The following is a 25,448-nucleotide window of genomic DNA, read 5'->3' on the forward strand; positions in this document are numbered from 1 at the left end:
GTGTGAACACGCCGGTGTTTCCCCGGCGTGTTCACACACGTTCGCGTCGGCTGCCTCAGATGAAGAGCAGCTGGGCTCCCTCGGTGAGCTCGATGAAGTCGCCCGCCGAGATGATGCCCTCGACACCCTCGTGGAGGTCGTCCGCGGTCAGGTGGTTCATGTCGGCCGACATCCGGCAGGCCCACAGGTGCGCCCCGGAGCCGACGAGCAGGTCGAGGAACTCCGGCACCTCGGGCACGTCGAGGTCGGCCAGCTGCTTCTTCATCAGCATCGTCGCGGCCGTCGTCGCCCCGGGCAGGGCCCCGAGCATGTGGTGCACGCCGAGGCCGCTGTGGCCGGGCGGGTGCATGGCCGTGTTGCCGACGAAGCTGAACTTCAGGTCGGCCATCGTCGCCTTCGTGATGATGTCGAAGCCCCAGAAGGTGAAGAACAGGTGGGTCTCGACGCCCTCCCCGACGGCGGCGTTGGCCAGGATCAGGCCCGGGTAGGCCATGTCGAGGTTGCCCTTGGAGCAGATGATGGCCAGCTTCCGGCCGCTGCCCTCCGGCGCGTCGAACGACGGGACGAGCGGTGCGGTGTCGACGGCGGTCATGTCAGACACATCCTTTCGGCTTGGGCAGCCCGGAGACGTAGGCCATCTTCTTGGCGGGCTTGCCCGGGAAGAGCGCGAAGAGCTCCTTGACGGGGGTGCCGGTCGCGGTGGCGACCCGGCGCAGGGTCGGGGTCTCGCCCCGGGCGGCGTGGTCCTCGCGCAGGAAGCGGATCAGCCGCCAGTGGTCCTCGGTGAGGCTGAGGCCGGCGAGCCGGGCGAGCTCGGGGGCGAGGTCCTCGCTCCACTGCTGGGGGTCGGTGAGGAACCCTTCGTCGTTCACGTCGACCGGGTGGCCGGCGATCGTGGTGGTGGTCATGGTGGGTCGTCCTTTCCGGGGTGGGTGGTGGGTGGCCGGCGGATGGGCCGGTCGGCTCAGGCGGGATGCTTGCCCGCCATCGACATCTGCGGTCGGAGCCCGAGAGGCCGCCCGGGGAGCAGGGCGTTCCAGTACAGGTGCCGGAACGCGAGCTTGCCGAGGTGGTTGGCGCGCGACTCCCCCAGCAGGGTCAGCGGGCCGACCACGGGGAAGGGGAAGGTGCCGGTGAGCGGCTCGGTGTCGTAGTTGAAGTCCAGGAGCAGCGCCTTGCCGTGGCCGGACTCCACGAAGCAGTTCGCGTGGCCGTCGAAGACGTGCGTCATGGGCCGGCCGGCGATGTGCTCGAGGAAGTTCTCGGTGAAGACCTCGACCGAGAAGTGCGCCACCGAGCCGGCCTTGCTCGTCGGGATGTTGCTGGCGTCCCCCAAGGCGAAGACGTCGTCGAGGCCGTCCGCGAGGAAGGTGTGCCGGTCGACGGGCACGTAGTTGAGCTCGTCGCCGAGCCCGGAGACCGCGACGAAGTCCGCCCCCATGTTCACCGGCACGGTGACGAGCTGGTCGTAGGCGACCTCACGCTCGTCGTAGGACACCAGGACGCGGCGTTCCTGGTCGATGTGCTCGACCATGAAGTCGGCCTCGACGGTGATGCCCTTCTCGGCCAGCAGACCACCGAGGGCTCGGCTGGCGACCGGCTTGGTGAAGGCGCCGTCCAGGGGCGTGACGAACACCAGCTCGGTGCGCTCGCGCAGCCCGCGGCGGCGCAGCCAGTCGTCGGCCAGGAAGGTGAACTCCAGCGGTGCCACCGGGCACTTGATCGGCAGCTCGGTGATGTGCACGACGAGCCGGCCCCCGGTGAACGTCTCGAGCCGGTCGCGCAGGGCGAGCGCGCCCTCGTAGGTGTAGAACTCGCCCACCTCGCGGTGCCACTGCGGGCCGAGGGTGCCCTGGGTCTGGTCGGGTCGCGGGGTGGTGCCGGTGGCGATGACGAGCTGGTCGTAGGGCAGCACGCGCCCGTCGGCGAGATGCACCTCGTGCTCGGCGGTGTCGACGCGCTCGACACCCGCCCGCACGAGGTCGATGCCGTCGTGCACCAGCCCACGGGTGCGGCGCCGGACCTGCTCCGGCGCGATCGCGCCGAACGGGAGGAAGAGGTAGCCCGGCTGGTAGTCGTGCGTGTCGTGCTGCTCGACCACGGTGATGCGCCACGGCGCCGGGAGGCGGCGGCGGAGGCTGTTGACGACCATGGTGCCGGCGGTGCCGGCGCCGAGGACCACGAGGTTGCGAGGGGTTTCCATACCTCAGTACTACACCTGGTAGTAGTTCGCCACCAGGGCCGACAGCCCCTCCACCCTGTGATCCTGCGGACACCGATGCTGTGCCGGCGCGGGGGTGGTCTGCGAGGATCGCGACCATGAGCTCATCGCGCGCCGGCCAGCCCGCCCAGCCCTCCGACCTCGTCGACGTCGCGGCCCTGGTCACCGCGTACTACGTGCGCGAGCCGGACCCCGACGACGTCGACCAGCAGGTCGCCTTCGGCACCTCGGGGCACCGCGGCTCGAGCCTGAAGACGTCCTTCAACGAAGCCCACATCCTCGCGACCACCCAGGCCATCTGTGACTACCGGCGCGAGCAGGGCTTCGACGGGCCGCTGTTCATCGGCCGCGACACCCACGGGCTGTCGGAGCCGGCGTGGGCCTCGGCGCTCGAGGTGCTGGTGGCCAACGACGTCACCGTGCTGGTCGACGCCGCCGACCGCTACACCCCGACGCCGGCGGTCTCGCACGCCATCCTCGTCGCCAACCGCGGCAAGGTCTCGCGCGTCGACGACCTGCGCCCGGGCATCGGGCTGGCCGACGGCATCGTCGTCACCCCGTCGCACAACCCGCCCACCGACGGCGGCTTCAAGTACAACCCGCCGCACGGGGGGCCCGCCGACTCCGACGCCACGAAGGTCATCGCGGCCGGGGCCAACGCCTACATCCGGGCCGGTCTCGACGGGGTCCGGCGGGTGCCGTTCACGCGGGCGCGCGCCACCGTCGGCACGTACGACTTCCTGGGCACCTACGTCGACGACCTGCCGAGCGTGCTCGACCTCGACGCCGTCCGGGACGCCGGGCTGCGGATCGGGGCGGACCCCCTCGGCGGCGCGGCCGTCGACTACTGGGGCGCCATCGCCGAGCGGCACCGCCTCGACCTCACCGTCGTCAACCCCCTGGTCGACGCCACCTGGCGGTTCATGACCCTGGACTGGGACGGCAGGATCCGGATGGACTGCTCGTCGCCGTCGGCGATGGCGTCGCTGATCGCGCGGCGCGACGAGTACGACATCGCCACCGGCAACGACGCCGACAGCGACCGGCACGGCATCGTCACCCCCGACGCCGGGCTGATGAACCCCAACCACTACCTGGCCGTGGCCATCCAGTACCTCTACGGCGGGGCGCGGCCGCAGTGGCGCGACGACGGCTTCGTCGGCAAGACGCTGGTGTCGAGCTCGATGATCGACCGGGTGGCGGCCGACCTCGGGCGCCGGCTGGTCGAGGTGCCGGTCGGGTTCAAGTGGTTCGTCCCGGGGCTGCTCGACGGCTCGGGTCCGTTCGGCGGCGAGGAGTCGGCCGGCGCCTCGTTCCTGCGGCGGGACGGCTCGGTGTGGACCACCGACAAGGACGGCATCCTGCTGGCCCTGCTGGCCTCCGAGATCCAGGCGCGCACGGGCACCAGCCCCAGCGAGCACTACCGCAGCCTGGTGCAGCGCCACGGCGAGCCGGCCTACGCCCGCATCGACGCCGCCGCCACCCGCGAGGAGAAGGCCAAGCTCGCGGCGCTCTCCCCCGACGACGTCAGCGCCGAGTCGCTGGCCGGCGAGCCCATCACCGCCAAGCTCACCGAGGCCCCCGGCAACGGCGCGGCCATCGGCGGGCTCAAGGTGGTCACCGAGTCGGCCTGGTTCGCGGCCCGGCCCTCGGGCACCGAGGACGTCTACAAGATCTACGCCGAGTCCTTCCGCGGCCCCGAGCACCTCGCGCAGGTGCAGGCCGAGGCCAAGGACGTCGTCGGCGCGGCCCTCGGCGGCTGACGGCCCGTTCGTCGCCGAGCGCCCCACCACGACCACCCGCACCACCAGGAGGGCAGATGGAACCCGTGAACATCGGGGTGCTGGGCGCCTCGACCTTCGCCCTGGAACAGACCGCCCCCGCGATCCACGCGGCGAGGGGGGCCAGGCTGGCCGCGCTGGCGACCTCGTCCGCCGCCAAGGCGGAGCCGTTCACGGCCTTCGCACCGGACCTCGTCGTGCACCTCGACTACGACGCGATGCTGGCCGACCCCGCGATCGAGGCGGTCTACGTCCCGCTGCCGAACCACCTGCACGTCGAGTGGACCCTGAAGGCCCTGGAGGCCGGCAAGCACGTCCTCACCGAGAAGCCGATCGCCATGGCGGCGCCCGAGATCGACGCGCTGATCGAGGCCCGTGACCGGACCGGGCTGTTCGCCTCCGAGGCGTACATGATCGTGCACCACCCCCAGTGGCAGCGCGTCCGCGCCCTGCTGGACGAGGGCGCCATCGGCACGCTCCGGCACGTGGACTCGGTGTTCAGCTTCGACCTGCGCGACCCCGGGAACATCCGCAACCGCCCCGAGACCGGCGGGGGCTCGATCCCCGACATCGGCGTCTACACCTACGGCTCGGCGCGATGGGCGGCCCGCTCGGAGCCGGTGGCGCTGAGCTCACGGATCCGGAGGGAGAACGGCGTCGACGTGTGGGCCCAGGTCACCGGGACGATGGCGGGTGCGAGCGGCGAGTTCAGCTACTGCGCGCTCACCTCGACCCGCCTGTACCCCCGGCAGGAGGTCACGTTCCAGGGCGAGGACGGGATGATCCGGGTGACCGCCCCGTTCAACGCCGGGCTCGCGGGCGAGGCGCAGGTGCACGTGACCCAGGGCGACACGCTGCGCATCGAGCGGTTCCCGGCGGTGCGCCAGTACGTGCTCGAGTTCGAGAGCCTCGTGGCGACGCTGCGCGCGGGGGCCGACTTCCCGTGGACCCTCGAGGACGCGCGGGGCACCCAGGCGATGATCGACCTGGTGCGGGCGGGCGAGGTCTGAGGCCGCGCCCGCACCGTGCGGGCGCGGGCCTGCGACACCGGATGCCGGTCAGGCGTCCGCCGCCGCGGCCAGGCGCCGCTGCTCGTCGGACACCCACAGCCCCAGCAGCCCGCCGAAGTGGGCCTCGAAGCGCTCCCACTCGTGCGGCGGGTAGGTCTGCTGGATGGTCGAGGTCAGCAGCATCCGGAAGTCGTCGCCGGTGATCCACTCGAGGACCAGCTCGTCCAGGTGCGGCAGGGTGCTCGCGCAGAACTCGCGGTAGCGCTCGGTCTCGAAGTGCTCGTCGGCCAGCCGCTGGTACGCCGCCAGCCGCCCCTGGTGGTCCAGCGCGGGGTCGTCGGCCACCGCGAACCACGGGTCGGTCTCGACCTGGGTGCGCGCCGTGCGGCCGGTGACGGCGCAGAACACGGTCCAGCGCAGCAGCGCGCTCATCGCCCACGGGAAGTAGTAGTGCAGCGAGGTGACGGCGACGTCGGGGCAGGCGTTGGCGTAGTCGATCGGGTACACCACCCCGTCCTTGACCAGCATCTCGCAGGAGTTGAACTCCCACCGGAAGAACGCGTTCACGGTCTGGCTGGTCGTCAGCACCTCGGCCCCGACGGCGTCCGAGAGGAACCCGTGGGCGACCGTGTAGCGCTCGTGCATCGGCCGGTCCGGCTCGAACTTCATGACCATCGTCTCGGGGCCGATGGTGAGCGAGCGCGCGAAGTGCTCGAAGTCCGGCACCGACGCCTGCAGGTGCATCAGCATCTCGCCGGAGTCGTCGTAGGAGTGGTGCAGGTCCTCGCGGTCGCGGACCTGCGACACCCCGCGCCAGCCGCCGCCGTCGAACGGCTTCATGTACAGGGGGTAGCCCAGCCGCTCCGCGATCTCCTCGAGGTCGAAGCCCCGGTTGTACTTGGCCGAGGTGTAGGCCCACCGGGCGTTGTCGACGGGGTTCTTGTACGGCACCAGCACCGTGTCGGGCACGGAGAAGCCCAGCCGCATCAGGGCGCAGTAGGCCGAGTGCTTCTCCATCGACTGGAACGTGAACGGGCTGTTCAGCAGGTACACGTCGTCCATGAGCGCGGCCTTCTTCAGCCACTCGCGCGGGTGGTAGTACCAGTGCGCGAGCCGGTCGATGACCAGCTCCTGGCGGACCCGGTCGCGCAGGTTGAACGGCTCGATGGTCATCCGCTCGGTCGTGAGGGTGTGCTCGCTGCCGTCGGGGGCACGCAGCACCCCCAGCCGCCGGGCCAGCGCCTCGAACGCCGTGGGCCAGTCCTCCTCGGCACCGAGGAGGAGGCCGACGAGGTGGTCGGTGGGGTTGCTCACGGGAGCGGTCCTTTCGGTCAGACGAAACGGGGCAGGTGGTGGGCCAGCTGGCGCTGCCACCAGGGCCAGTCGTGGGCGCTGTCGTGGCCCCACACGTCGAGCTCGTGGCGGATGCCCTGGCGCGCCAGGACCCCGGCGAAGGCGCGGGTGCCGGGCAGGGCACGGGTGGGCGAGACCTCGAAGGGGCCCTGTCCGACCACGAGCAGCAGCGAGACCCGCGCGCGCAGCCACTCGAGGTGCTCACCGTGCGCGTTCGCGACGAAGGCGGTGGGGTTGGCGAAGTAGGTGGCGTCACCGAGCTCACCCCACCCGTTCCAGGCGGTCGGGTCGTAGGTGCCGGAGAGGCCGATGGCCAGCGGCACGACATCGGCCCGGGTCAGGGCCAGCCGCACCGCGTGGTAGGCCCCCAGCGACGGCCCCACGGCCACGAGCTCGGTCGACCCGCCGCTCTGCCCCTGTACCCACGGCAGCACGGCCTGCTCGAGCCAGGACGTGTAGGCCTCGGCGCGCCGGGCCCGCTCCTCGGTGGGCAGCGCGGTGTCGGACCACGACCGGCCGTCGAGGGAGTCGACGCAGAACAGGCTCATCCGCCCCGCCTCGACCAGCGGTCGCACGGCCTCGAGCATCCCGTTGCCCTCGGCGTCGTGGGCGCTGCCGGCCTCGGAGGGGAAGAGCAGCACCGGCCGGCCCCAGTGCCCGTGCCGGACGACCTCGAGGTCCCCGTCGTGCCCGGGGACACCCAGCCGGACGCTGCGTCGCTCCATGCGAGCGACCCTAGCGGCGGGTCAGGCGTCGGCGCCCGGGGCGCACCACAGGCTGCGCAGCACGTCGGTGAGCGCCGGGTCGAGGGCGTCGCGCCAGGCGGTGTAGTTGTGCAGGTCGCGCACCTCGCGGTACCTCACGTCGTGCCCGGCCCGGCGCAGGGCGGCCGCCATGTCGCGGTTGTTGGCCACGTTCTCCTCGAGGGCCCCGCAGGTCATCCCCACCACGAGGGGATGGTCGGTGTGGCGCATGTCGAGGATGGACTGCACCGTGCGCGAGATGCGGTCGAAGTACCGGAAGCCGCTCTCGGCGCCGTCGTGGCGCAGCTGGAAGAACGAGCCCGACTGCGCCAGGACCCCGCCCACGCGCGGCGCCGCCGTGAGCCCCAGCAGCAGCGCGGTGAGGCCACCGAGGCTGGCCCCCATCACCACCACCGGCCCGGCCACCGCGTAGCGCTCGCCCAGCCGGTCGAGCCCGGCGTCGGCCATGGTGCGCAGGAAGGCCGGCGACCCGGAGTACCAGGCGTCGCGCAGCACCGGATGCACCAGCGCCACCCGGTGCGGTGGCAGCACCCCGGCCGCGACCGACGCCGCGCAGTAGCGGGTCAGGCGCGCCAGGTCGTCGTACTCGGGGCCGTCGTGCACCAGCAGCAGCGGCGCGTCGTCGGCATCCCCCAGCCCGTCGGGCGACCAGACCGTGACGGGCACGTCGTGGCGGGTCTCGCCCGCCAGCGTGAACGGGTCGTAGCGCCCGGGCGCCGGGGCGGCCGAGAGCCACGCCGGTTCCGCGTAACCGGGACGCTCGAGCACCGATCGCTCGCCGAAGGCGGTGCGCACCGTGCACGGGTTGGCGGGGTCGAGCACGGTGTCGGCCGCGTCGCCGCGGTGGACGACGAACCGGTACTCCAGGCGGTCGAGCCCGGGGTCGGCCAGCTCGAGCCGCCAGCCGGTGTCGTCGCGCGCGAAGGCCCGGGGGCCGGGTACGGCGCCGTCGCACTCGAGCGAGACGCCGGTGACGGCCGCGTCGTGCGGGTCGAGCCGGAAGCGCATCCGGCGCTCGACGAGGGTCGGCGGCACGCTCAGAACAGGGCGCTCATGAGGGCGGTGCGGCCCCGGCGGACCCGCTCGTCGTCGTTGCCGACGACCGAGAAGAGCTCGATGAGGTGGGTGCGCGCCCGGTCACGGTCGTCGTCGGTGGTGGTGCGCACGAGGTCGACGAGCCGGCTGAAGGCGTCCTCGACGTGGCCGCCCAGGACGTCGAGGTCGGCCACGACGAGGGCGGCGTCGACGTCGGTGGGGTCGGCGGCCGCGGCGGCCCGCGCGGCGGCGAGGTCGACGCCGGTGGTGCGCTCCATGAGCCGCACCTGGGCGAGCCCGAGCCGGGCGTCCTCGTCCTTGGGGTTCTCGGCCAGTGCCTGCTCGTAGGCGGCGGTGGCGGCGGCCAGGTCGCCGCGCTCGATGGCGTCGTAGGCGGCCTGGTGCAGTGGCGGCACCGCGTCGTCGTCGGGGGCACCGGCGACCGGGCCGAGGTCGACGCGGCCGGTGATGCCGTTCTGCACCGCGGCCTGGAGCAGCTGCTCGACGGCCTGGGCCACCTGCGTGTCGTCGGCGAGGCCCGGGAAGAGCGGCACCGGCTGGCCCTGGAGCAGCCCGAACGTGGCCGGGACGGTGGCCTGGCCGAACGCCTCCTGGAGCACCGGGGAGAAGATCCGAAGCAGCTCGGGGTGGCCGGTGAGGTCGGCGGTCAGCACGACGACCCGGCCGTCCTGCGCCGCCGCCACGCGGGCGACGGTGTCGACCAGGTCGCGCGTCTGCGGGTGCCCCGACGACCAGAGGACGAGGAGCCCGGCCACCTGCACGGTGCGGGTCAGCGCCTGCTGGAGGTTCTCGGGGGTCACCTCGACGACGAGACCCTCGGGGATGGCGGGCGCCCCGGAGCCGGTGCCACCGGCGGGGACGGGCCCGCCGGCGGCGGACCGGCCACCCGGGGCACCGGCGGCCGCGGCGGCCGCCTTCGACAGGTCGACGGCACCGCGGGTGCCGAGGGGGTCAGGCGTCTGCGTCATGCTCGGATTCTCCCCCATCGGGACACGGTGTTCGGGGCGGGGTGCAGCGGCCCGGTCACCGGCCGGTGCCGCTGACGAGGATCTCGCTCGCGCCGATGGCCGTGACATCACCCTCGGTGGGGACGATGAGCACGACCGGCTCGAGGCTCTTGAGGCTGACCGACGTCGTCACCTTGGTCTTGCCGACGAGCTCGGCGTAGCGCCGGGGCAGCACCAGCTCCTTGGCCCCCGCCCGGACCGCGATGGTGTCGGTGCGCTGCAGCAGCCCGAAGGCGACGACCCCGCCGTCGGCGAGCCGGAAGGCCACGGTGCCCTTGGGGATGGCGACGTGCCGCTGGCGCAGCGAGGCCAGCGTGCCGAGGGCCTTGCTCTGCCGGGCCGCCGAGGCCGCCAGGGCCGCACCGAACGCGTCGTCGACCGAGACGGAGGCGGGGGGCTTGCTCGGGGCGGGCCGGGCCAGTGCCGCCGCGTAGGCGGCGAGCGCCTTCTCGGGCGAGAGCACCAGCCCGGTGCCGTCGGACGCCTCGACGAACGGCGCACCGGCCTGCTCCGAGCCGAGCGCGGGCAGCTCGGCCCCCCCGAACATGCCGACCGAGGACGCGATGCGGAAGGGGTCGGTGGGCGTGAGCGAGACCATCACGTGCAGGACCTGGGTCGAGGTCGTCGGGTCGAGCGTCGTCGCCAGGATGGCGCGCGGCCAGCCCCGGCCCCGCGACTGCGCCAGCACGGTGGGCTCGGGCGCCTTGCTGAGCTCGGCGGTGGTGGCGACCGCCTGCCCGCGGGCGGCGACGGCGTTGGCCAGCAGCAGGGCGTCGCCGCGGAGCACGGCGGCCCGGGCGGTGTCGCCCTTCGCGCCGGGGACCCCGGCGACGGCCCGCTCGGCGGCGAGCAGGCGGGCGGCGATGCCGGTGGCGCCCTCGGCGTCCAGCGGGGCGGCGGCCGACGCCTCGGCCGGGGCGGGGTGCAGGCCCACCAGGGCGTCGGTGGCACCGCAGCCGGCGGTGGCCAGCGCGAGGGCTCCGGCGACGGCGGCGACGACGGTGCGACGGGCGGTGTGGCGCGGGGTGGGGCGGCTCATCGGCTGACCTCCTGGGGGTCGGTCACGGGGGCAGCGGCGCTGCGGCGGCGGGGCCAGAGCGCGACCACCCCGGCGACGAGCAGGAAGAGCCCGACCAGCGCCGCCACGACGGCCTCCACGAACCAGCGCTTGTCGGTGACGGTGAGGGTGAGGGTGCTCAGCCGGCCGCCCTCGGCCGCCACGACGAGCGACTCCGGGGCCTGCGCCTGCCGGACGGTCAGCGACACCCTGCCGGGGCCGTCGACCTGCTGGCGCCACAGGTCGGCGGTGCCGAGCCCCCGGGCCTCCCCCGTCCCCCGCGAGACGCTGCGCAGCGTCCAGTCCCGGACGTCGACCCCGGTGACCTCCACGTGCTGGGCGCCGCCGATGACGGCCGTGGCGTCGGAGGGGTTGGCCCGCGCCATCCGGACCCGGCCCGAGCCCGCCGCGGTGGCGGAGACCGTGACGTCGGCGTCCACCCGGTTGAGCACCTCCGGGCTGACCAGCACCGGGCGACCCGCCGGCGGGTGCAGGGTGAACTGCGCCGTCCCGGAGCCCCCCAGGTGGGTCGCGAACCACACCCCCACGACGGTGAGGGCGAGGCCCGCCAGGGCGAGCAGCGCGCCGACGGCGCGCGTGACGATCGTGACCATGGGGTCGGGGTCCTTCGGGTTCAGCGTGTCCGGAGCGGCTCCGCCGGACACGTCTCGTGCCCTCCACCATGACAAACGGCGGACGGGCTCGACAAATCCCCGCCCGTCAGGGCGTGAAGTCGCGAGCCCCCACCCGTACCTCGCGCAACACCGCGAACAGCGTGTCGTGCTGGTCGGCGTCGAGCATCCCCAGGCCGAAGTCGGCCTCCTCGAGGTCGACGGTCACGGCCTCCATCGCCGCGACCCCGGCCGCGGTGATGACCGCGAACGCCCCCCGGCGGTCGGTGGGGTTCGGGACCCGCTCGACGAACCCCTGCGCCACGAGGCGCTGCACGATGTTGGTGGCGCTCGTGGGATGCACCATGAGCCGCTCGCCGATGCGCGACATCGACAGGCGCTGGTCACGGCTGAACGCCAGCAGGACCAGCGCCTCGTAACGGGCGAAGGTCAGCCCGTGCCGCCCGGCGATGGCGTCGAAGCGGGCCAGGAGGAGCTGCTGCACCCGCATCACCGAGGTGGCGGTGGCCATCGAGGTGGCGTGTGCGTCCGTGCCCCACCGCTGGACCCACAGCTCGCGCGCCCGCTCGATGGGGTCGAAGGGCAGGCGTACCGGCTCGCTCACGGTCAGCACGCTAACGCGCCCGGGAGCGGGACCGATTGTGTGTCCGGGCCCGCGGTCCCTAGCGTGGGGCCGGTGAACGGCTCGAGAACAGTGGCCTGGCGCGACTACGCCGCCGTGCTCTTCGACCTCGACGGGGTCCTGACGCCCACCGCCGAGGTGCACATGGCGGCGTGGTCCGAGATGTTCAACGCCTTCCTCCGGGGCCTCGCGCCGGGACACCCCGCGGCGGATGGCGCCGACACCGCGCCGTACACCGAGGCCGACTACTACGCCCACGTCGACGGCAAGCCCCGCTACGACGGCGTCGCCGACCTGCTCGGCGCCCGCGGCATCGACCTGCCCCGCGGCGAGCCCGGTGACGCCCCCGAGGCGGAGACGGTGTGCGGCCTGGGCAACCGCAAGAACGACGCCTTCACCGCCGTGCTCGAGCGCGACGGCGTGCGCCCGTACCCCGGCTCGCTCGCGCTGCTCGACCACCTGCGCGACCTCGGCGTCCCGCTGGCCGTCGTCTCCTCCTCGGCCAACGCCCCCGCCGTCCTGGCCGCCGCCGGGCTGGCCGACCGCTTCGTCACCGTGGTCGACGGCCGGGTCGCCGGAGCGCTCGGGTTGCCCGGCAAGCCCGCCCCCGACACCTTCCTCGAGGCCGCGCGCACGTGTGGCGCCGCCCCTGGGGCCGCCGTGGTCGTCGAGGACGCCGTCTCGGGGGTGCGGGCGGGCGCCGCGGGCGGCTTCGGGCTCGTCGTCGGGGTCGACCGCGGCGCGGGCGAGGACGCGCTGCGCTCGGCCGGCGCGCATCTGGTCGTGACCGACCTCCGGGAGCTCGCGTGAGGACGGGCCGGGTGGGGGCCGACCCCCTCGACCGCACCCGTTTCCCCGCCGACCCTTGGCGCCTGGTCGAGACCGCGCCCGACCTCGCCGACCTCGGGCTGACCGAGACGCTGTTCGCGGTGGCCAACGGCTACATCGGGCTGCGGGCCAACCCCGAGGAGGGGCGCGAGGCCCACGAGCACGGCACCTTCGTCAACGGCTTCCACGAGACCTGGCCCATCCGGCACGCCGAGGCGGCCTACGGCTTCGCCCGGACCGGTCAGACCGTGGTCCCCGTCCCCGACGCCAAGCTGATGAAGCTGTACGTCGACGACGAGCCCCTCGTCCTCGGGATGGCCGACCTGGAGGAGTACGAGCGCAGCCTCGACCTGCGCGACGGGGTGCTGCGCCGCTCGCTGGTGTGGCGCACGCCGTCGGGCAAGCGGGTGCGGGTCGACTCCACCCGGATGGTGTCGATGACCGAGCGGCACCTCGTGGTGCTCACCCTCGAGGTCACCATGCTCGCGGGCGACGCCCCCGTCGTCGTCTCCAGCCAGCTGCTGAACCGGCTCGACGGCGAGGACGAGTACCACGCTCCGGCTCGCGGGATGGTCGACCCGCGCAAGGCGGGCTCGTTCGAGGGCCGGGTGCTGCTCCCCCGGCTGCACGGCGCCACCGAGCACCGGCTCATGCTCGGCCACCGCTGCCGTGGCTCGGGGATGACCGTCGCGGTCATGGCCGACCACACCGTGCGCTGCACCGACTCCTACGAGGTCGTCACCCGTGCCGAGGACGACCTGGCCAAGGCCACCTTCCGGGTCGAGGCCCGCGAGGGACACACCCTGCGCGTCGAGAAGCTCGTGGCGTACCACACCTCCCGCAGCCTGCCCGTGCGCGAGCTGGCCGACCGCTGCGAACGCACCCTCGACCGCTGCGGCACCCACGGCGTCGACGACCACCACGCCCAGCAGCGCGAGTGGTTCGACCGGTTCTGGGAGTGCGCCGACATCGAGATCGGCACCGGCGCCCCGCAGGCCGAGGCCCTCCAGCAGGCGGTGCGCTACAACCTCTTCTCGCTGGCGCAGGCCGCGGGCCGGGCCGACCAGCACGGCGTGGCCGCCAAGGGCGTCACCGGCTCGGGGTACGAGGGCCACTACTTCTGGGACAGCGAGGTCTACGTCGCCCCGTTCCTCACCTACACCCGCCCGGAGCTGGCCCGGAACCTGCTGACCTTCCGCAGCCGGATGCTGCCGGCGGCCCGCGAGCGCGCCCGCGAGATGTCGCAGCCCGGTGCTCTGTTCCCGTGGCGCACGATCAACGGCGAGGAGGCCTCGGCCTACTACGCGGCCGGCACCGCGCAGGTGCACATCGACGCCGACGTCGCCCACGCCCTGGCGCAGTACGTGGCGGCCACCGACGACGTCGGCTTCCTGGTGCGCGACGGGGTGGCCATCCTGGTCGAGACCGCCCGGATGTACGCGGCGCTGGGCTTCTGGCGCAGCAACGGCGTCCCGAGCTTCCACATCCACGGCGTCACCGGGCCCGACGAGTACACGACGGTCGTCAACAACAACCTGTTCACCAACGTGATGGCGCGCGCCAACCTCGAACAGGCGGTGCGGGCCGTGGAGCGGGTGCGGGCCGAGCACCCGCGGGAGTGGGAGCGGCTGAACCGTCGTCTGCAGGTGCGCGACGAGGAGCTGGCCGAGTGGCGGGCCTGCGCCGACGGCATGCACATCCCCTTCGACGAGGGCCTGGGCATCCACCCGCAGGACGACTTCTTCCTCGACCGCGAGGTGTGGGACCTCAGCCGCACCCCGGCCGACGTCCGGCCGCTGCTGCTGCACTACCACCCCCTCGTCATCTACCGCTTCCAGGTGCTCAAGCAGGCCGACGTCGTCCTGGCGCTCTACCTGCAGGGCGACCGGTTCACCGCCGAACAGAAGCGCGCCGACTTCGAGTACTACGACCCGATCACCACCGGCGACTCCACGCTCTCGGCCGTCGTCCAGTCGGTGGTGGCGGCCGAGGTCGGCTACCACGAGGCTGCTTACGAGTACTTCTGCCGGGCGCTCTACGTCGACCTCGCGGACCTGCACGACAACACCGTCGACGGGCTGCACATCGCCTCGGCCGGCGGGGTGTGGGCCACCCTCGTCGGCGGCTTCGGCGGGATGCGCGACCACGGCGGCCTGCTGCGCTTCGACCCCCGGCTGCCCGAGGGCTGGGGCTCGCTGACCTTCCGGCTCGCGTGGCGGGGCTCGCGGCTGCGGGTGCAGCTGAGCGAGCACGAGGTCGCGTTCACCGTCGAGGACGGTGCGGCGCCGGTGCCGGTCGAGGTCCGCGGCGAACGGCACGAGGTCGCTCCCGGCACCCCGGTGGTCGTCGCGCTCGACGGGCACGGCGCGCGGCGCGGCGGCCTCCTGGGTCGGCGCCCGCAGCTGGGCGGCACCCGGGCGGACGGCAGCCGCATCACGGCCGGCGTCCCCGACCCGATCCCCTTCGAGGACGTCGAGCCGTTCGACGGCATGGTCACCGACGCGCGCTGAGCCCCTCGCCGGGCGGGCCGGGACCGAGCGCGGCGACCAGCCGCTCGGCGGCGGTGTGCGGGTCGAGCGCCCCGGCCGCCACTGCGGCCGCGAGCCGGTTGAGCCGGTCACCGGCCCCGACGCCGCCGATCCGGGCGCGGACGGCGTCCAGGGCCAGGGCCTCGACCTCACGGGCGGCCCGGTGCCGGCGGCGCGCGAGGAGGCCGGCCGGCCCCAGGGCGTCACGGTGCGCGGCGACCGCCGCGACGAGTGCGTCGACGCCCTCGCCGGTCGTGGCCACGGTGCGCAGGACCGGGGTGCGCCACTCGCCCTCGGCCCGGGCACCGAGGGCGAGGGCGCCGCGCAGGTCGCGCACGGTGCGGTCGGCACCCGGGCGGTCGGCCTGGTTGACGACCAGCACGTCGGCGACCTCGAGGATGCCCGCCTTGGCCGCCTGGACGCCGTCGCCCATGCCGGGGGCGACGAGCACGACGGTGGTGTCGGCGGTGCCGGCCACCTCGACCTCGCTCTGGCCGACCCCGACGGTCTCGAGCAGGACGACGTCGAACCCCGCGGCGTCGAGCACCCGCGCCGCGTGGGGGGCGGCCCACGACAGCCCGCCGAGGTGCCCGCGCGAGGCCATCGAGCGGATGAACACCCCACGGTCCGACGCGTGCTCGCCCATCCGGACCCGGTCGCCGAGCAGCGCCCCACCCGAGAACGGCGAGGTGGGGTCGACCGCCAGCACCGCCACGGTCAGCCCCTGGCGCCGGTACGCCGAGATGACCGCGCTGGTGGTGGTCGACTTGCCCACGCCCGGCGGCCCGGTGAGCCCCACGACGTGGGCGCGCCCGGTGTGTGGCGCCAGGGCCGCCATCACCTCGCGCAGGGCCGGGTGGGCGTCCTCGACGAGCGAGAGTGCCCGCGCGACGGCGCGCGGGTGCGCCTCCCGGGCCGCGGCGACGAGGGAGGGGACGTCGACCTCGCGCCGCCCGGCCAGCGGGTCAGCCCCGGGCCGGGACCCGCAGGACGAGCGCGTCGCCCTGGCCGCCGCCACCGCAGAGGGCGGCCGCGCCGACGCCGCCACCGCGGCGCTGCAGCTCGAGGGCCAGGTGCAGGGCGATGCGGGCCCCGGACATCCCGATGGGGTGGCCGAGGGCGATCGCACCGCCGTTGACGTTGACCTTCTCAGGGTCGATGCCGAGCTCCTGGGTGGAGGCGAGCCCGACGGCCGCGAAGGCCTCGTTGATCTCGACCAGGTCGAGGTCGGTGGGCGAGATGCCGTCGCGGGCACAGGCCTTGGCGATGGCGCGGGCGGGCTGGCTCTGGAGGGTGGAGTCCGGGCCGGCCACCACGCCGTGGGCGCCGATCTCGGCCAGCCAGGAGAGCCCGAGCGCCTCGGCCCGGGACCTCTTCATGACGACGACCGCGCAGGCGCCGTCGGAGATCTGCGAGGCCGAGCCGGCCGTGATGGTGCCGTCCTTGCGGAACGCCGGCCGCAGCCCCGAGAGCGACTCGGCGGTGGTGTCGGGCCGGATGCCCTCGTCGGTGCGGAACTCGAGGGGCTCGCCCTTGCGCTGCGGGATGCTGACCGTGACGACCTCGTCGTCGAAGTACCCGTCCTTCCAGGCGCGCGCGGCGAGCTGGTGGCTGCGCGCCGAGAAGGCGTCCTGCTGCTCACGGGTGAACGCCACGCCGCCGGTGTTGGCCGCCTCGGTGAGCAGGCCCATCGCCTGGTCGGTGAACGCGTCCCAGAGTCCGTCCTGGGCCATGTGGTCCTTGAGCGTGACGTCGCCGTACTTGAACCCGTCGCGGCTCTTCTCGAGCAGGTGCGGGGCGTTGGTCATCGACTCCTGGCCGCCGGCGACGACGACCTCGAACTCGCCGGCGCGGATGAGCTGGTCGGCCAGGGCGATGGCGTCGAGCCCGGAGAGGCAGACCTTGTTGATGGTCAGCGCGGGCACGTCCATCGGGATGCCGCCCTTGGTGGCCGCCTGGCGCGCCGGGATCTGGCCCTCGCCGGCGGTGAGCACCTGGCCCATGATCACGTAGTCGACGTCGGCCGGGGCCACGCCCGCCTTCTCGAGAGCACCCTTGATGGCGAACCCGCCGAGGTCGGAGCCGCTGAAGCCCTTGAGCGAGCCGCTCATCCGCCCCATGGGGGTGCGGGCGCCGGCGACGATGACGGTCGGGTCGGTGGTCATGCGAGGGCCTTCCGTGGCGGGTCTGGGCGGACCCTGCCGACTCTAGCCACCCGGCCCGACGGTGCCATCCCCCGCGGGCGGTGACGCTCACCACCGGCTGGGCCACCGCCGCCCGGCGGCTCCTACGCTGGGCGTATGACCGACGCGCTCCCCACCGACCTCTTCACCGCGATCGACCACGTGGGTATCGCGGTCCCGGACCTCGACGACGCGGTGGCGTTCTACTCGGCCACCTACGGGATGCGGATGCTGCACGAGGAGACCAACGAGGAGCAGGGCGTGCGCGAGGCGATGATGGGGGTCGGCGAGTCGGGCTCGTGCATCCAGCTGCTCGCACCGCTGTCGCCGGAGTCGACGATCGCGAAGTTCCTCGACCGCAGCGGCCCCGGCATCCAGCAGATGGCCTACCGCGTCGACGACCTCGACGCGGTCAGCGCGACCCTTCGCGAGCGCGGTCTGCGGCTGCTGTACCCGGAGGCCAGGCGCGGCACCAGCGGCTCACGGGTGAACTTCATCCACCCCAAGGACGCCCGCGGGGTCCTGGTCGAGCTGGTCGAGCCGGCCGCGGACGCCGCTCACTGAGCGGTGGCGCGGCACGTCCGGTCGGCGAGGTCGAGCACGGTCACGCCGGCCACGACGCTCGGGCAGCCCCGGCGGCGGGCCCAGTCGACGGCCGCGGCCACGGGATGGCCGGCCAGCGCGGGTGGCGTGCCGAGCGGGTACCGCCGGTACTGGCCGAGCAGCACCACGTAGCGCAGCCGACCCGAGGCGACGAACGAGCGCAGCTGCCCCTGGGTGGGAGCGTCGCTGGACCCGGTGAAGCCCCCGAGCGGCAGCACCGGCAGGCCGCTCGCGAGCTGCAGCTGGGCCGCCGGTGACGCCTGGGGCACGGCGGCCGCCCAGTCGCCCGAGCGGCGCGCCCGCAGCCACGCGACCAGCGCCGGGGGCGGCACGGAGGTGGCGCCCGCCTGGCTCCACCCGGCGCGCGGGTCGGCGCCGTTGACGACCACCTGCGTGGTCACCGCGTCGGTGACCACGGGTCCGGTGAGGACGGCCAGGGCGGCGGCGAAGGCCGCCAGCGGCAGGAGCCGGGGCCTGCGGCCCTCGGGCAGCAGCAGCGCCAGCACCGCGGCGACGGTGGCCACCCCCGCCACGGCCGCCAGCCACGCGAGGTCGCGGCCGGTCGCGGCCAGGACGGCGGTGCCGGTGGCGCCCAGGACCGCCACGAGGGCCGCGCCCCGCCAGGGCGCCCACGCGCGTCCCACCCGCCCGGCGGCCAGGCCGAGCAGCCCGGCGGCCGGCGCGGCGAGGTAGCTCGTGTAGTACGGGTGCATCGCCCCGCCCATGGCGCTGAACAGCATCGCGGCGACCACCAGCCAGCCGCCGAGCAGCACCACGAGCGCGCGTTCGGCGCCGCGCACGGCGCGGTCGAGCGCGAGCAGCACCAGCGCCAGCAGCGCCCCCGGCAGGAACCACGTCACCTGGTCGGCGAACGGCGGGGTGAACAGCCGCAGCAGGCCCGGGTGGCCCGAGATGCTCCCTCCGCCGCGCCCCTCGAGCCGCGCGAAGCCGTTGGAGCCGAGGACGAGCTCGACCAGGCTGCCCTGCGAGTCGTCGGCGAACGGCCGCCGCCCCGGGCCCAGGACGGCGAGGACCGCGACCCACCACAGCCCCGACACCACGGCCGCCACGGCCACGGTGACGACCGCCCGCAGGCGCTGGGTGGCCAGCGGTCGCCAGAGCGCGACCCCGGCGGCCGGGGCCAGGACGAGGCCCGCCAGCCACTTGGTGAGGAAGGCCGCCCCGAGCGCGCCGCCGAGGAGCACCAGGAGACGCCGGCGCGGATGGTCGGCCAGCGCCGCCACGGCCCACGCGGCGACCACCGACACCAGGAGCAGCATGGTGTCGGGGTCGTCGTAGCGCGACAGGGCGAAGGTCACCGGGCTCACGGCCAGCAGCACGGCCGCGACGACCCCGGCCCGCAGGCCGGCCACCCGCCGGACGGTGTGCCCGAGCAGCACGACCGCGGCCGCCGTGACGAGGGCCTGCGGGAGGAGCACGGCCACCGACCGGACGCCGAGGAGCCGGACCGAGAGCATCATCGGCCAGAGCCCCAGAGGCGGCTTGTCGGTGGAGACGACGGATCGTGGCTCGAGGCTGCCGAAGAACGCGGCGCCGAGGTGCCGGCCGCCGGTGGCGGCGATGCCGGCGTAGTAGACGTTGCCCCACCCGTTGCGCGACAGGTGCCAGGTGCTCGCCAGGAGGGCCAGCAGGCCGACCGCGCCCAGGGCGGCCCACCCGCGGCGCCGCCCGGTCATCCGGGAGGCTCGGCGACGTCGGGGATGCGGTCGGGGACGCGGTCGGCGCTGCGGTCGGCCAGCACCAGGGGCAGCAGCGACAGGGCGACGAAGGCCGGGACCACCAGGCCCGAGTCGTTGATGGCGAACCCCACGACCCCCACGACGGCGCATCCGCGCAGGACCAGCGCGCCGGCCCGCGTCGGCCGCCAGCGGGCCCGCCACAGGGCCACGGCCAGCACCAGGGTGCCCAGGGCCACGGCCAGCAGGGGCGGGGACCCCAGGTTGGTGAGGTTCTGGGCGAGCTTGCGCCCCAGCACGTCGCCGAGGCCGCCGTCCAGGACGGTCTGGACGAACTCGCCGAGGTGGGTGCGCGACGCCGCCGGGCGCAGCCAGTCGAGCACCGCCACGCCCGCTGTCACCAGCACCACCGCCGCGAGGGCCGCCCCGACCCGCACGGCGGTGAACCGCACGCCCGCGGCGAGCGCCAGCACGACCAGCCCGGCCAGGAGCAGCCCCGGGGGGCCCCCGAAGTCGGCGCCGTACGAGGGGTGCCCCTCGACGGCGGTCAGCAGCAGCCCGACGACGCCCGCGAGCGTGAGTGCCCACGGGCGGGGCAGCCGCCCGGCCGTCGCGACGAGGACCACGACGGCGACGGAGGCCGTCCCGTACAGGGCGTAGCTGGTGTTGCCGATGCCGTAGAAGCGTCCGCCGACGACCGGGTTCTGTCCGAAGACCGACGCCAGCTGCAGCCCCGAGCCCGTGAGCACGTCGCCGACCAGGACGAGCAGCGTCAGGACGGCGACCACGAGCAGCGCCCCGAGGGGGCGCCGGCGCCCCACCGCCACGGCCAGGGCCGCGACGGCCACGGCCGCGACCGCCAGCGCGGCGGTGAAGGCCAGGACCGGACGCCCCGCGTGCCACCAGGGCACGAGGTTGGCGACGTAGGTGGCGAGCGGCACGGTGGCCAGGGCCTCGCCGAGCACCCGCACCGACGGCGGCAGGCGCTCGGCGGCGCGGCCGCGCAGCACCAGCAGCGCCGCCACGGCACACCACAGGGCATAGGCCGCCGCGAGCCAGCCGGTCACCTGCGGGCTCACGGAGCGCAGCGTGGCGGCGCGGGACTCGAAGCCCGTGCGGTCGGCCACGCGCTCGGCTCCGGGGACGTCGCCCGACCCCGCGACCCGCGAGACGGGGCGCCCGGTGAGACCGCTGTCGTCGGCCCCGGCCCACGAGAGCAGCGAGGCGGTGAGGTCCTGCAGCTGGACCAGCCCGGGCTGGCGGGTGGAGGCCGACGTCAGCTCGCCGGCGCCCAGCCCGGTCGCGATGACGGCCCGCGGCCGTACCGGGGAGGCGCCGTCACCGATCCCGGCGACCACGAGCCGGGTCCCGGGGCGGGACGCGTAGCCGGACACCAGGCTGTCGAGAGCGCGCAGGGCCTCGGCCCGTGCGGACGGGTCCACCGGGAGGGTGCCGCCGTCGACGAGGAGCACCGGGCACGGCGAGCCGGCCCCCGCCGCGACCGTCCGGACGTGTCCCGAGGGGTCGGCGGCGGCCACGGCGGCGCCCGGGCCGGTCGCCGCGACGCAGGCCCCGGCGGCCTCGAGCCGCTGCGCCAGGGTGCCCGGGCGGGCGTCGTAGCCGTCGGCGCGGGCGCGGGCCAGGTACTCCGACCAGCGCGGCACCACGCCGTCCGTGACGGGTGGGGCGGCGCGACACGGCTCGGCCACGTCGGCCGCGCGGCGGCCGGCCGAGAGGGTGAGCCAGCCGTCGACCGCGCACGCGCGCGACCGGACGGCGCGCACCGTCATCGACGCGACGGCGCCGTCGTCGGCCAGCCGGCGCAGCGTGGGCGTCGTCGCCGCGTCGATGTCGCTCCAGGCCAGGCCGGCCGCCCCGACCAGAACCACCGGCCCCGCCCCGGGGGACGCGGGCCGGGCGGGGGCGGACGCCGTGGCGCCGACGGCCGTGAGGCCGAGCAGCGCCAGCAGGGCGGCGACCACGGCCAGGGCGGCCCGGCGGGGAAGGGTCATCGCAGCGCCAGCTCGTGCCGGGCGATGACGACCGAGGCCGCCGTCCACGCCAGGGGGGCCACGGCGGCCGGTCGGCCGTCGTGCAGGACCTTCTCGGGGAAGGAGCCGGCGGCGGTGCGGTGGCGCCCCAGCCAGGTCAGCAGCTCCTGGGCCTTGGCGGGGTAGCCGGTGGCCGCCCACGCCGCGGCGAAGAGGGCGGTCTCGGGGGTCCAGCTGATGCCGTCCTCCTTCCACGAGGCGCCGGGAGCCAGGCCCCCGGCAGGGCGGGCCATCGCGGTCTGGGCCCGGTCGACGGCCGTCAGCAGGGCGAGGTCGGGCTGGGGGTCGCCGATCGGCGCGACCAGGAAGGTCACCGCGGCGTCGGGGGCGTCGCCGCCGAGCAGCCGCGGGTAGCCGCGCGGGGCGAAGACGTCGTGCACGTGCCGCCCCAGGACGGCGGCCGCGGCCTCGGTGCGGTCGGCCATGGCCATCTCGCCGGCCAGCCGGAGCGCCCCGGTGCCGCTGCGCAGCCCCGCCAGCACCGCGGCGGCGGTCCCGAGGGTCAGGGTGTCCTCGACCAGCTCCCAGTAGTCGCTCGACGGCGGCGGGAGGCCGGTCGTGGCGTCGCGCGAGACCAGCAGCAGGCGCGCGGCGCGCACGAGCATCGGGCGCAGCGGCTCGACCAGCTCGTGCGCGCGCTCCGGTGCGAACCGCCCGAGCTGGTCGGCGGCCCAGAGCACCCACGCCGCGCCGTCGAGCTGGGGGTGCCGGTCGTCCGGCGGGCCGCCCGAGGTGAGGTCGTAGCGGGCCTCGAACCAGCCGTCGGCCCGCTGCACACCCTGCAGGAACGCCAGCTGGGCGGCGGCCTCGTCGGGCCGGCCCAGGCGGGCCAGGGCGCTGGCCACGAACGCGACGTCCCGCGGCCAGGCGTAGCGCCACCGCGGCGACCATCCGGCGACCGCCACGGGGAGGCCGTCGGTCAGGGCGCGCAGGTCGAGCAGGGCCGAGTGCAGCACCCCGTCGCGGTCGGCCACCCGCCGGACCCACGGCGCGCAGTCGGCCAGCCACTCCTCCTCGTCCTCGACCAGCCGCGAGCGCCACGGCCCGGCCTCCAGCACCCGGGTGCGGGGCACGACCTCGTCGGGACGCCCGGCCGGCACCAGCCGGCGCTGGGCGGGGGCCGAGAACGCCACCGTCTCGCTGTACAGCGGGATCTCGGCGTGCCGGAGCCGGTCGACCACCACACCGCCGGTGCCGCCCACCAGGGCGGCCGCGCCGCCACCGAGGACCAGGCCGCGGCGGCTCACCCGGACACGACTCACCCGCGAACGGTATCCCGACCGTCCGTGCGGCGTCGGGGGCCCTCGTGAGGCGGATCACGCGGTGACCGGCGTCTCAGGCGCCCGCCCCCCGACCGAACCGGCCAGTAGGTTCGCCGCGACGCATCCCCGTCCGCCGAAGGAGCACGACCCCATGGACCAGATCCGCGAGGCCATCCTCTCCGGAGACCGCAGCGCCCGGACCTACGCCGGGCTCGCCATCCCCGACTCCTACCGCGCGGCCACCGTGCACCGGGACGAGGTGGGGATGTTCGAGGGCCTGCCCACCAAGGAGAAGGACCCGCGCCGGTCGCTGCACGTCGAGGACGTCCCGGTCCCCGAGCTCGCGCCCGGCGAGGCCCTCGTGGCGGTCATGGCCAGCGCCATCAACTACAACACCGTGTGGACCTCGATCTTCGAGCCCGTCTCCACCTTCGGGTTCCTCGAGCGCTACGGGCGTACCTCCGAGTTCGCGAAGCGGCACGACCTGCCCTACCACGTGGTCGGCTCCGACCTGGCCGGCGTCGTGCTGCGCACCGGGCCCGGCGTCACGAAGTGGAAGGCCGGCACCGAGGTCGTCGCGCACTGCCTCTCGGTCGAGCTGGAGGACGCCGAGGGCCACGATGACACGATGATGGACCCGCAGCAGCGCATCTGGGGCTTCGAGACCAACTTCGGCGGCCTGGCCGAGCTCGCGATCGTCAAGGCCAACCAGCTGATGCCCAAGCCGGCCCACCTGACCTGGGAGGAGGCCGCCTCCCCCGGGCTGGTCAACTCCACCGCCTACCGCCAGCTCATCAGCAAGAACGGCGCCCACATGAAGCTCGGCGACCGCGTGCTGGTCTGGGGCGCGTCCGGCGGCCTCGGCTCCTACGCCACCCAGATGGCGCTGGCCGGCGGGGCCACCCCCATCTGCGTCGTGTCCTCGCCCGAGAAGGCCGAGATCTGCCGGGCCATGGGCGCCGAGCTGATCATCGACCGCTCCGCCGAGGGGTACCGGTTCTGGAACGAGGAGAACACCGCCCAGGACCCCAAGGAGTGGCAGCGCCTGGGCAAGCGCATCCGCGAGCTCACGGGCGGGCACGACGTCGACATCGTCTTCGAGCACCCGGGCCGCGAGACCTTCGGTGCCAGCGTCTACGTCGCGCGCAAGGGGGGCACCATCATCACCTGCGCCTCGACCTCGGGGTACCTGCACGAGTACGACAACCGCTACCTCTGGATGAACCTCAAGAAGATCCTCAGCTCGCACTTCGCGAACTACCGCGAGGCCTGGGAGGCCAACGACCTCGTGAACCGCGGGATCGTCCACCCCACCCTGAGCAAGACCTACCGGCTCGAGGACGTCGGGCAGGCCGCGCTCGACGTGCACCGCAACGCCCACCAGGGCAAGGTCGGCGTCCTGACCCTGGCCCCGGAGGCCGGGCTCGGCGTCACCGACCCCGAGAAGCGCGCCCGGTTCGAGCCCGCCATCAACCGCTTCCGCGACGCCTGAGGCACGCGTCCGCGACGCGGCGGCCGGGGTCCCTGACCTGCGCTCACGCGGGACGCTCCCCGGCTAGGGTGAGCGCCGGAGGTGGATGGTGCGACTGACCACGGTGTGGGGCCCGGTGTCCCGCTGGGGCGAGTTCCGCCGACGCCAGCTCCAGGCGCTCGAGCGCAGCAACCGCCTCGACCGCGGGCCGCTGGGCGACGAGCCGGGCGCCGCCCCGGCCGAGCACCCGTTGTCGCGCTACGGCGCGGTCGGGCAGCCGCTGAACCGGCACTCCCCCTTCTACCTCGGGTTCTTCGGCGCCACCGGGGCCATGCTCGCGTTCGGGCTGTGGACCACCCTCGGGCGGCTCGCCACGACGCTGAGCATCCTGCTCGTCGCGTTCTTCCTCGCCCTCGCGCTGGACCCCGTGGTCGAGCGCCTGATGCGCCACCGCGTGCGCCGGTCGGCGGCCGTCGCGGCCGTCTTCGGCGGCCTGGTGGTCGTCATCGGCGCGATCGGCTGGCTGGTCCTGCCGACGGCCATCACCCAGGGCTCGTCGCTGGCCCAGGCGGCCCCCCAGTACGTCGTCGACCTGCTCGACGCCCGCTGGGTCCACGAGCTCGACTCGCGCTACAACGTCATCGGCCGCCTCCAGACCGAGCTGCTCCAGAAGCTGGGCGACCAGGGCTTCATCGAGGGCCTGGTCGGGGGGCTGCTGGGCGCCGGCCGGGCGGTGCTCTCGGGCACCTTCCAGATCCTCACCGTGCTGGTGCTCACGCTCTACCTGCTGGTCTCCCTCCCGCGCGTCAAGCACGCCACCTACGCCCTGGTGCCGGTCAGCCGGCGCCCGCGCGTCGAGTCGCTCTCCGAGGAGATCATGCGCCGGGTCGGCTCCTACGCCGGCGGCCAGGTCGCCATCGCCACCCTCAACGCCACCATGTCCTGGATCATGATGCTCATCGTCGGCGTGCCCTACTCCGCGGCGCTGGCCGTGCTGGTCGGCGTGCTGGGGCTCATCCCGATGGTCGGCGCCACCCTGGGGGCCGGGCTGGTGACGCTGGTCGCGTTCTTCGACGAGCCGCACAAGGCGCTGGTCGTGGTCATCTACTACGTCGTCTACCAGCAGGTCGAGAACTACCTCATCGCCCCGCGGGTCATGCAGCACACGGTCTCGGTGCCCGGCATCGTCACGGTGGTGGCGGCCCTGACCGGCGGCGCGCTGCTGGGCATCCTCGGCGCGCTGCTGGCCATCCCGGTCGCCGCCGGGCTGCTGCTGATCTACGACGAGGTGCTGGTCCCGCGCCAGCGCGCAGCCTGAGGCC

General features: G+C 74.6%; 22 protein-coding genes. 7 read left to right on the plus strand and 15 right to left on the minus strand.

Translation table 11 applies throughout. The features are described 5' to 3' along the window. Nucleotides 1-55 precede the first annotated feature (55 nt). From ATL31_RS04015 to sqr, 3 genes are read right to left on the minus strand one after another with little or no spacing between them, the layout of a single operon-like run. Entirely contained in the window at nt 56-592 is a 537-nt protein-coding gene (locus ATL31_RS04015; RefSeq protein ID WP_101394638.1) for a DsrE/DsrF/DrsH-like family protein, read from the minus strand. A gap of 1 nt (nt 593) precedes the next feature. Then, nucleotides 594-908: a TusE/DsrC/DsvC family sulfur relay protein gene (locus ATL31_RS04020; protein WP_101394639.1), complete on the minus strand. Its 315-nt coding sequence runs from the start codon at nt 906-908 to the stop codon at nt 594-596. 56 nt (nt 909-964) lie between these two features. Next, on the minus strand, nt 965-2,203 hold the full coding sequence (gene sqr / locus ATL31_RS04025) for a type III sulfide quinone reductase, selenoprotein subtype (RefSeq protein WP_101394640.1): 1,239 nt from the start codon (nt 2,201-2,203) through the stop codon (nt 965-967). Between the two features lie 116 nt (nt 2,204-2,319). Here sqr and pgm point away from each other — a divergent pair, with 116 nt between their 5' ends. Further along, nucleotides 2,320-3,984, plus strand: coding sequence for a phosphoglucomutase (alpha-D-glucose-1,6-bisphosphate-dependent) (gene pgm, locus ATL31_RS04030; protein WP_101394641.1), 1,665 nt, complete (start codon nt 2,320-2,322; stop codon nt 3,982-3,984). A gap of 56 nt (nt 3,985-4,040) precedes the next feature. Continuing rightward, nucleotides 4,041-5,012, plus strand: coding sequence for a Gfo/Idh/MocA family protein (locus ATL31_RS04035; protein WP_101394642.1), 972 nt, complete (start codon nt 4,041-4,043; stop codon nt 5,010-5,012). Nucleotides 5,013-5,060: 48 nt separating this feature from the next. Here ATL31_RS04035 and ATL31_RS04040 read toward each other — a convergent pair whose 3' ends face one another. The 7 genes from ATL31_RS04040 to ATL31_RS04070 all read right to left on the minus strand — a co-directional run bounded on the left by ATL31_RS04040 (nt 5,061) and on the right by ATL31_RS04070 (nt 11,485). Then, entirely contained in the window at nt 5,061-6,326 is a 1,266-nt protein-coding gene (locus ATL31_RS04040; protein ID WP_101394643.1) for an ATP-grasp domain-containing protein, read from the minus strand. Nucleotides 6,327-6,343: 17 nt separating this feature from the next. Further along, entirely contained in the window at nt 6,344-7,090 is a 747-nt protein-coding gene (locus tag ATL31_RS04045) for an esterase family protein (protein WP_101394644.1), read from the minus strand. Nucleotides 7,091-7,111: 21 nt separating this feature from the next. After that, entirely contained in the window at nt 7,112-8,164 is a 1,053-nt protein-coding gene (locus ATL31_RS04050) for an alpha/beta hydrolase-fold protein (RefSeq protein ID WP_101394645.1), read from the minus strand. A 2-nt stretch (nt 8,165-8,166) separates the two neighbouring features. Continuing rightward, complete coding sequence (locus ATL31_RS04055) at nt 8,167-9,153, minus strand: tetratricopeptide repeat protein (protein WP_245861885.1); 987 nt, start codon at nt 9,151-9,153, stop codon at nt 8,167-8,169. Between the two features lie 55 nt (nt 9,154-9,208). Beyond that, complete coding sequence (locus tag ATL31_RS04060; protein WP_101394647.1) at nt 9,209-10,231, minus strand: hypothetical protein; 1,023 nt, start codon at nt 10,229-10,231, stop codon at nt 9,209-9,211. Further along, nucleotides 10,228-10,863, minus strand: coding sequence for a hypothetical protein (locus ATL31_RS04065; RefSeq protein WP_143598311.1), 636 nt, complete (start codon nt 10,861-10,863; stop codon nt 10,228-10,230). The genes ATL31_RS04060 and ATL31_RS04065 overlap by 4 nt, the downstream gene beginning before the upstream one ends. Nucleotides 10,864-10,969: 106 nt before the next feature. After that, on the minus strand, nt 10,970-11,485 hold the full coding sequence (locus ATL31_RS04070) for a MarR family winged helix-turn-helix transcriptional regulator (RefSeq protein WP_101397233.1): 516 nt from the start codon (nt 11,483-11,485) through the stop codon (nt 10,970-10,972). A 72-nt stretch (nt 11,486-11,557) separates the two neighbouring features. Here ATL31_RS04070 and ATL31_RS04075 point away from each other — a divergent pair, with 72 nt between their 5' ends. Next, nucleotides 11,558-12,313: an HAD family hydrolase gene (locus ATL31_RS04075; RefSeq protein WP_245861888.1), complete on the plus strand. Its 756-nt coding sequence runs from the start codon at nt 11,558-11,560 to the stop codon at nt 12,311-12,313. 11 nt (nt 12,314-12,324) lie between these two features. Further along, on the plus strand, nt 12,325-14,841 hold the full coding sequence (locus tag ATL31_RS04080; protein WP_245861892.1) for a glycoside hydrolase family 65 protein: 2,517 nt from the start codon (nt 12,325-12,327) through the stop codon (nt 14,839-14,841). Here the strand turns inward: ATL31_RS04080 and meaB are convergent. Further along, a complete protein-coding gene (meaB, locus tag ATL31_RS04085) occupies nt 14,825-15,820 on the minus strand; it encodes a methylmalonyl Co-A mutase-associated GTPase MeaB (protein ID WP_101397235.1) in 996 nt (331 codons plus the stop codon). The genes ATL31_RS04080 and meaB overlap by 17 nt on opposite strands. Before the next feature lie 4 nt (nt 15,821-15,824). Continuing rightward, complete coding sequence (locus ATL31_RS04090) at nt 15,825-17,024, minus strand: acetyl-CoA C-acetyltransferase (protein WP_101394651.1); 1,200 nt, start codon at nt 17,022-17,024, stop codon at nt 15,825-15,827. A gap of 135 nt (nt 17,025-17,159) precedes the next feature. Here ATL31_RS04090 and mce point away from each other — a divergent pair, with 135 nt between their 5' ends. Further along, a complete protein-coding gene (mce, locus tag ATL31_RS04095) occupies nt 17,160-17,606 on the plus strand; it encodes a methylmalonyl-CoA epimerase (protein ID WP_101394652.1) in 447 nt (148 codons plus the stop codon). On the opposite strand, the gene ATL31_RS04100 is transcribed toward mce, so the two are convergent. From ATL31_RS04100 to ATL31_RS04105, 3 genes are read right to left on the minus strand one after another with little or no spacing between them, the layout of a single operon-like run. After that, the gene (locus tag ATL31_RS04100) at nt 17,600-19,342 is read right to left on the minus strand and encodes an ArnT family glycosyltransferase (protein ID WP_158239781.1); all 1,743 of its coding nucleotides are present in this window, start codon (nt 19,340-19,342) and stop codon (nt 17,600-17,602) included. The two genes, mce and ATL31_RS04100, sit on opposite strands and share 7 nt — an antisense overlap. Next, a complete protein-coding gene (locus ATL31_RS16390) occupies nt 19,339-21,354 on the minus strand; it encodes a hypothetical protein (RefSeq protein ID WP_158239782.1) in 2,016 nt (671 codons plus the stop codon). Before ATL31_RS16390 ends, ATL31_RS04100 begins: the two co-directional genes overlap by 4 nt. Continuing rightward, a complete protein-coding gene (locus tag ATL31_RS04105) occupies nt 21,351-22,655 on the minus strand; it encodes a glycoside hydrolase family 15 protein (RefSeq protein ID WP_143598313.1) in 1,305 nt (434 codons plus the stop codon). The genes ATL31_RS16390 and ATL31_RS04105 overlap by 4 nt, the downstream gene beginning before the upstream one ends. Before the next feature lie 151 nt (nt 22,656-22,806). On the opposite strand from ATL31_RS04105, the gene ccrA reads away from it, so the two are divergent. Further along, complete coding sequence (ccrA, locus tag ATL31_RS04110) at nt 22,807-24,147, plus strand: crotonyl-CoA carboxylase/reductase (protein ID WP_101394655.1); 1,341 nt, start codon at nt 22,807-22,809, stop codon at nt 24,145-24,147. A gap of 85 nt (nt 24,148-24,232) precedes the next feature. Beyond that, nucleotides 24,233-25,444 carry an AI-2E family transporter gene (locus ATL31_RS04115; RefSeq protein WP_101394656.1) on the plus strand — a complete coding sequence of 404 codons (1,212 nt, stop codon included), beginning with the start codon at nt 24,233-24,235 and terminating at the stop codon, nt 25,442-25,444. Nucleotides 25,445-25,448 lie beyond the last annotated feature (4 nt).

The organism is Phycicoccus duodecadis, assembly GCF_002846495.1.
GTDB lineage: Bacteria > Actinomycetota > Actinomycetes > Actinomycetales > Dermatophilaceae > Phycicoccus > Phycicoccus duodecadis.

Excerpts from the sequence above, each read along its gene's own strand:
- ATL31_RS04015 (WP_101394638.1), bottom strand. The coding sequence starts at position 592 with ATGACCGCCGTCGACACCGCACCGCTCGTCCCGTCGTTCGACGCGCCG.
- ATL31_RS04020 (WP_101394639.1), bottom strand. The coding sequence starts at position 908 with ATGACCACCACCACGATCGCCGGCCACCCGGTCGACGTGAACGACGAA.
- sqr (WP_101394640.1), bottom strand. The coding sequence starts at position 2,203 with ATGGAAACCCCTCGCAACCTCGTGGTCCTCGGCGCCGGCACCGCCGGC.
- pgm (WP_101394641.1), top strand. The coding sequence starts at position 2,320 with ATGAGCTCATCGCGCGCCGGCCAGCCCGCCCAGCCCTCCGACCTCGTC.
- ATL31_RS04035 (WP_101394642.1), top strand. The coding sequence starts at position 4,041 with ATGGAACCCGTGAACATCGGGGTGCTGGGCGCCTCGACCTTCGCCCTG.
- ATL31_RS04045 (WP_101394644.1), bottom strand. The coding sequence starts at position 7,090 with ATGGAGCGACGCAGCGTCCGGCTGGGTGTCCCCGGGCACGACGGGGAC.
- ATL31_RS04055 (WP_245861885.1), bottom strand. The coding sequence starts at position 9,153 with ATGACGCAGACGCCTGACCCCCTCGGCACCCGCGGTGCCGTCGACCTG.
- ATL31_RS04060 (WP_101394647.1), bottom strand. The coding sequence starts at position 10,231 with ATGAGCCGCCCCACCCCGCGCCACACCGCCCGTCGCACCGTCGTCGCC.
- ATL31_RS04065 (WP_143598311.1), bottom strand. The coding sequence starts at position 10,863 with ATGGTCACGATCGTCACGCGCGCCGTCGGCGCGCTGCTCGCCCTGGCG.
- ATL31_RS04090 (WP_101394651.1), bottom strand. The coding sequence starts at position 17,024 with ATGACCACCGACCCGACCGTCATCGTCGCCGGCGCCCGCACCCCCATG.
- mce (WP_101394652.1), top strand. The coding sequence starts at position 17,160 with ATGACCGACGCGCTCCCCACCGACCTCTTCACCGCGATCGACCACGTG.
- ATL31_RS04100 (WP_158239781.1), bottom strand. The coding sequence starts at position 19,342 with ATGACCGGGCGGCGCCGCGGGTGGGCCGCCCTGGGCGCGGTCGGCCTG.
- ATL31_RS16390 (WP_158239782.1), bottom strand. The coding sequence starts at position 21,354 with ATGACCCTTCCCCGCCGGGCCGCCCTGGCCGTGGTCGCCGCCCTGCTG.
- ccrA (WP_101394655.1), top strand. The coding sequence starts at position 22,807 with ATGGACCAGATCCGCGAGGCCATCCTCTCCGGAGACCGCAGCGCCCGG.
- ATL31_RS04115 (WP_101394656.1), top strand. The coding sequence starts at position 24,233 with ATGGTGCGACTGACCACGGTGTGGGGCCCGGTGTCCCGCTGGGGCGAG.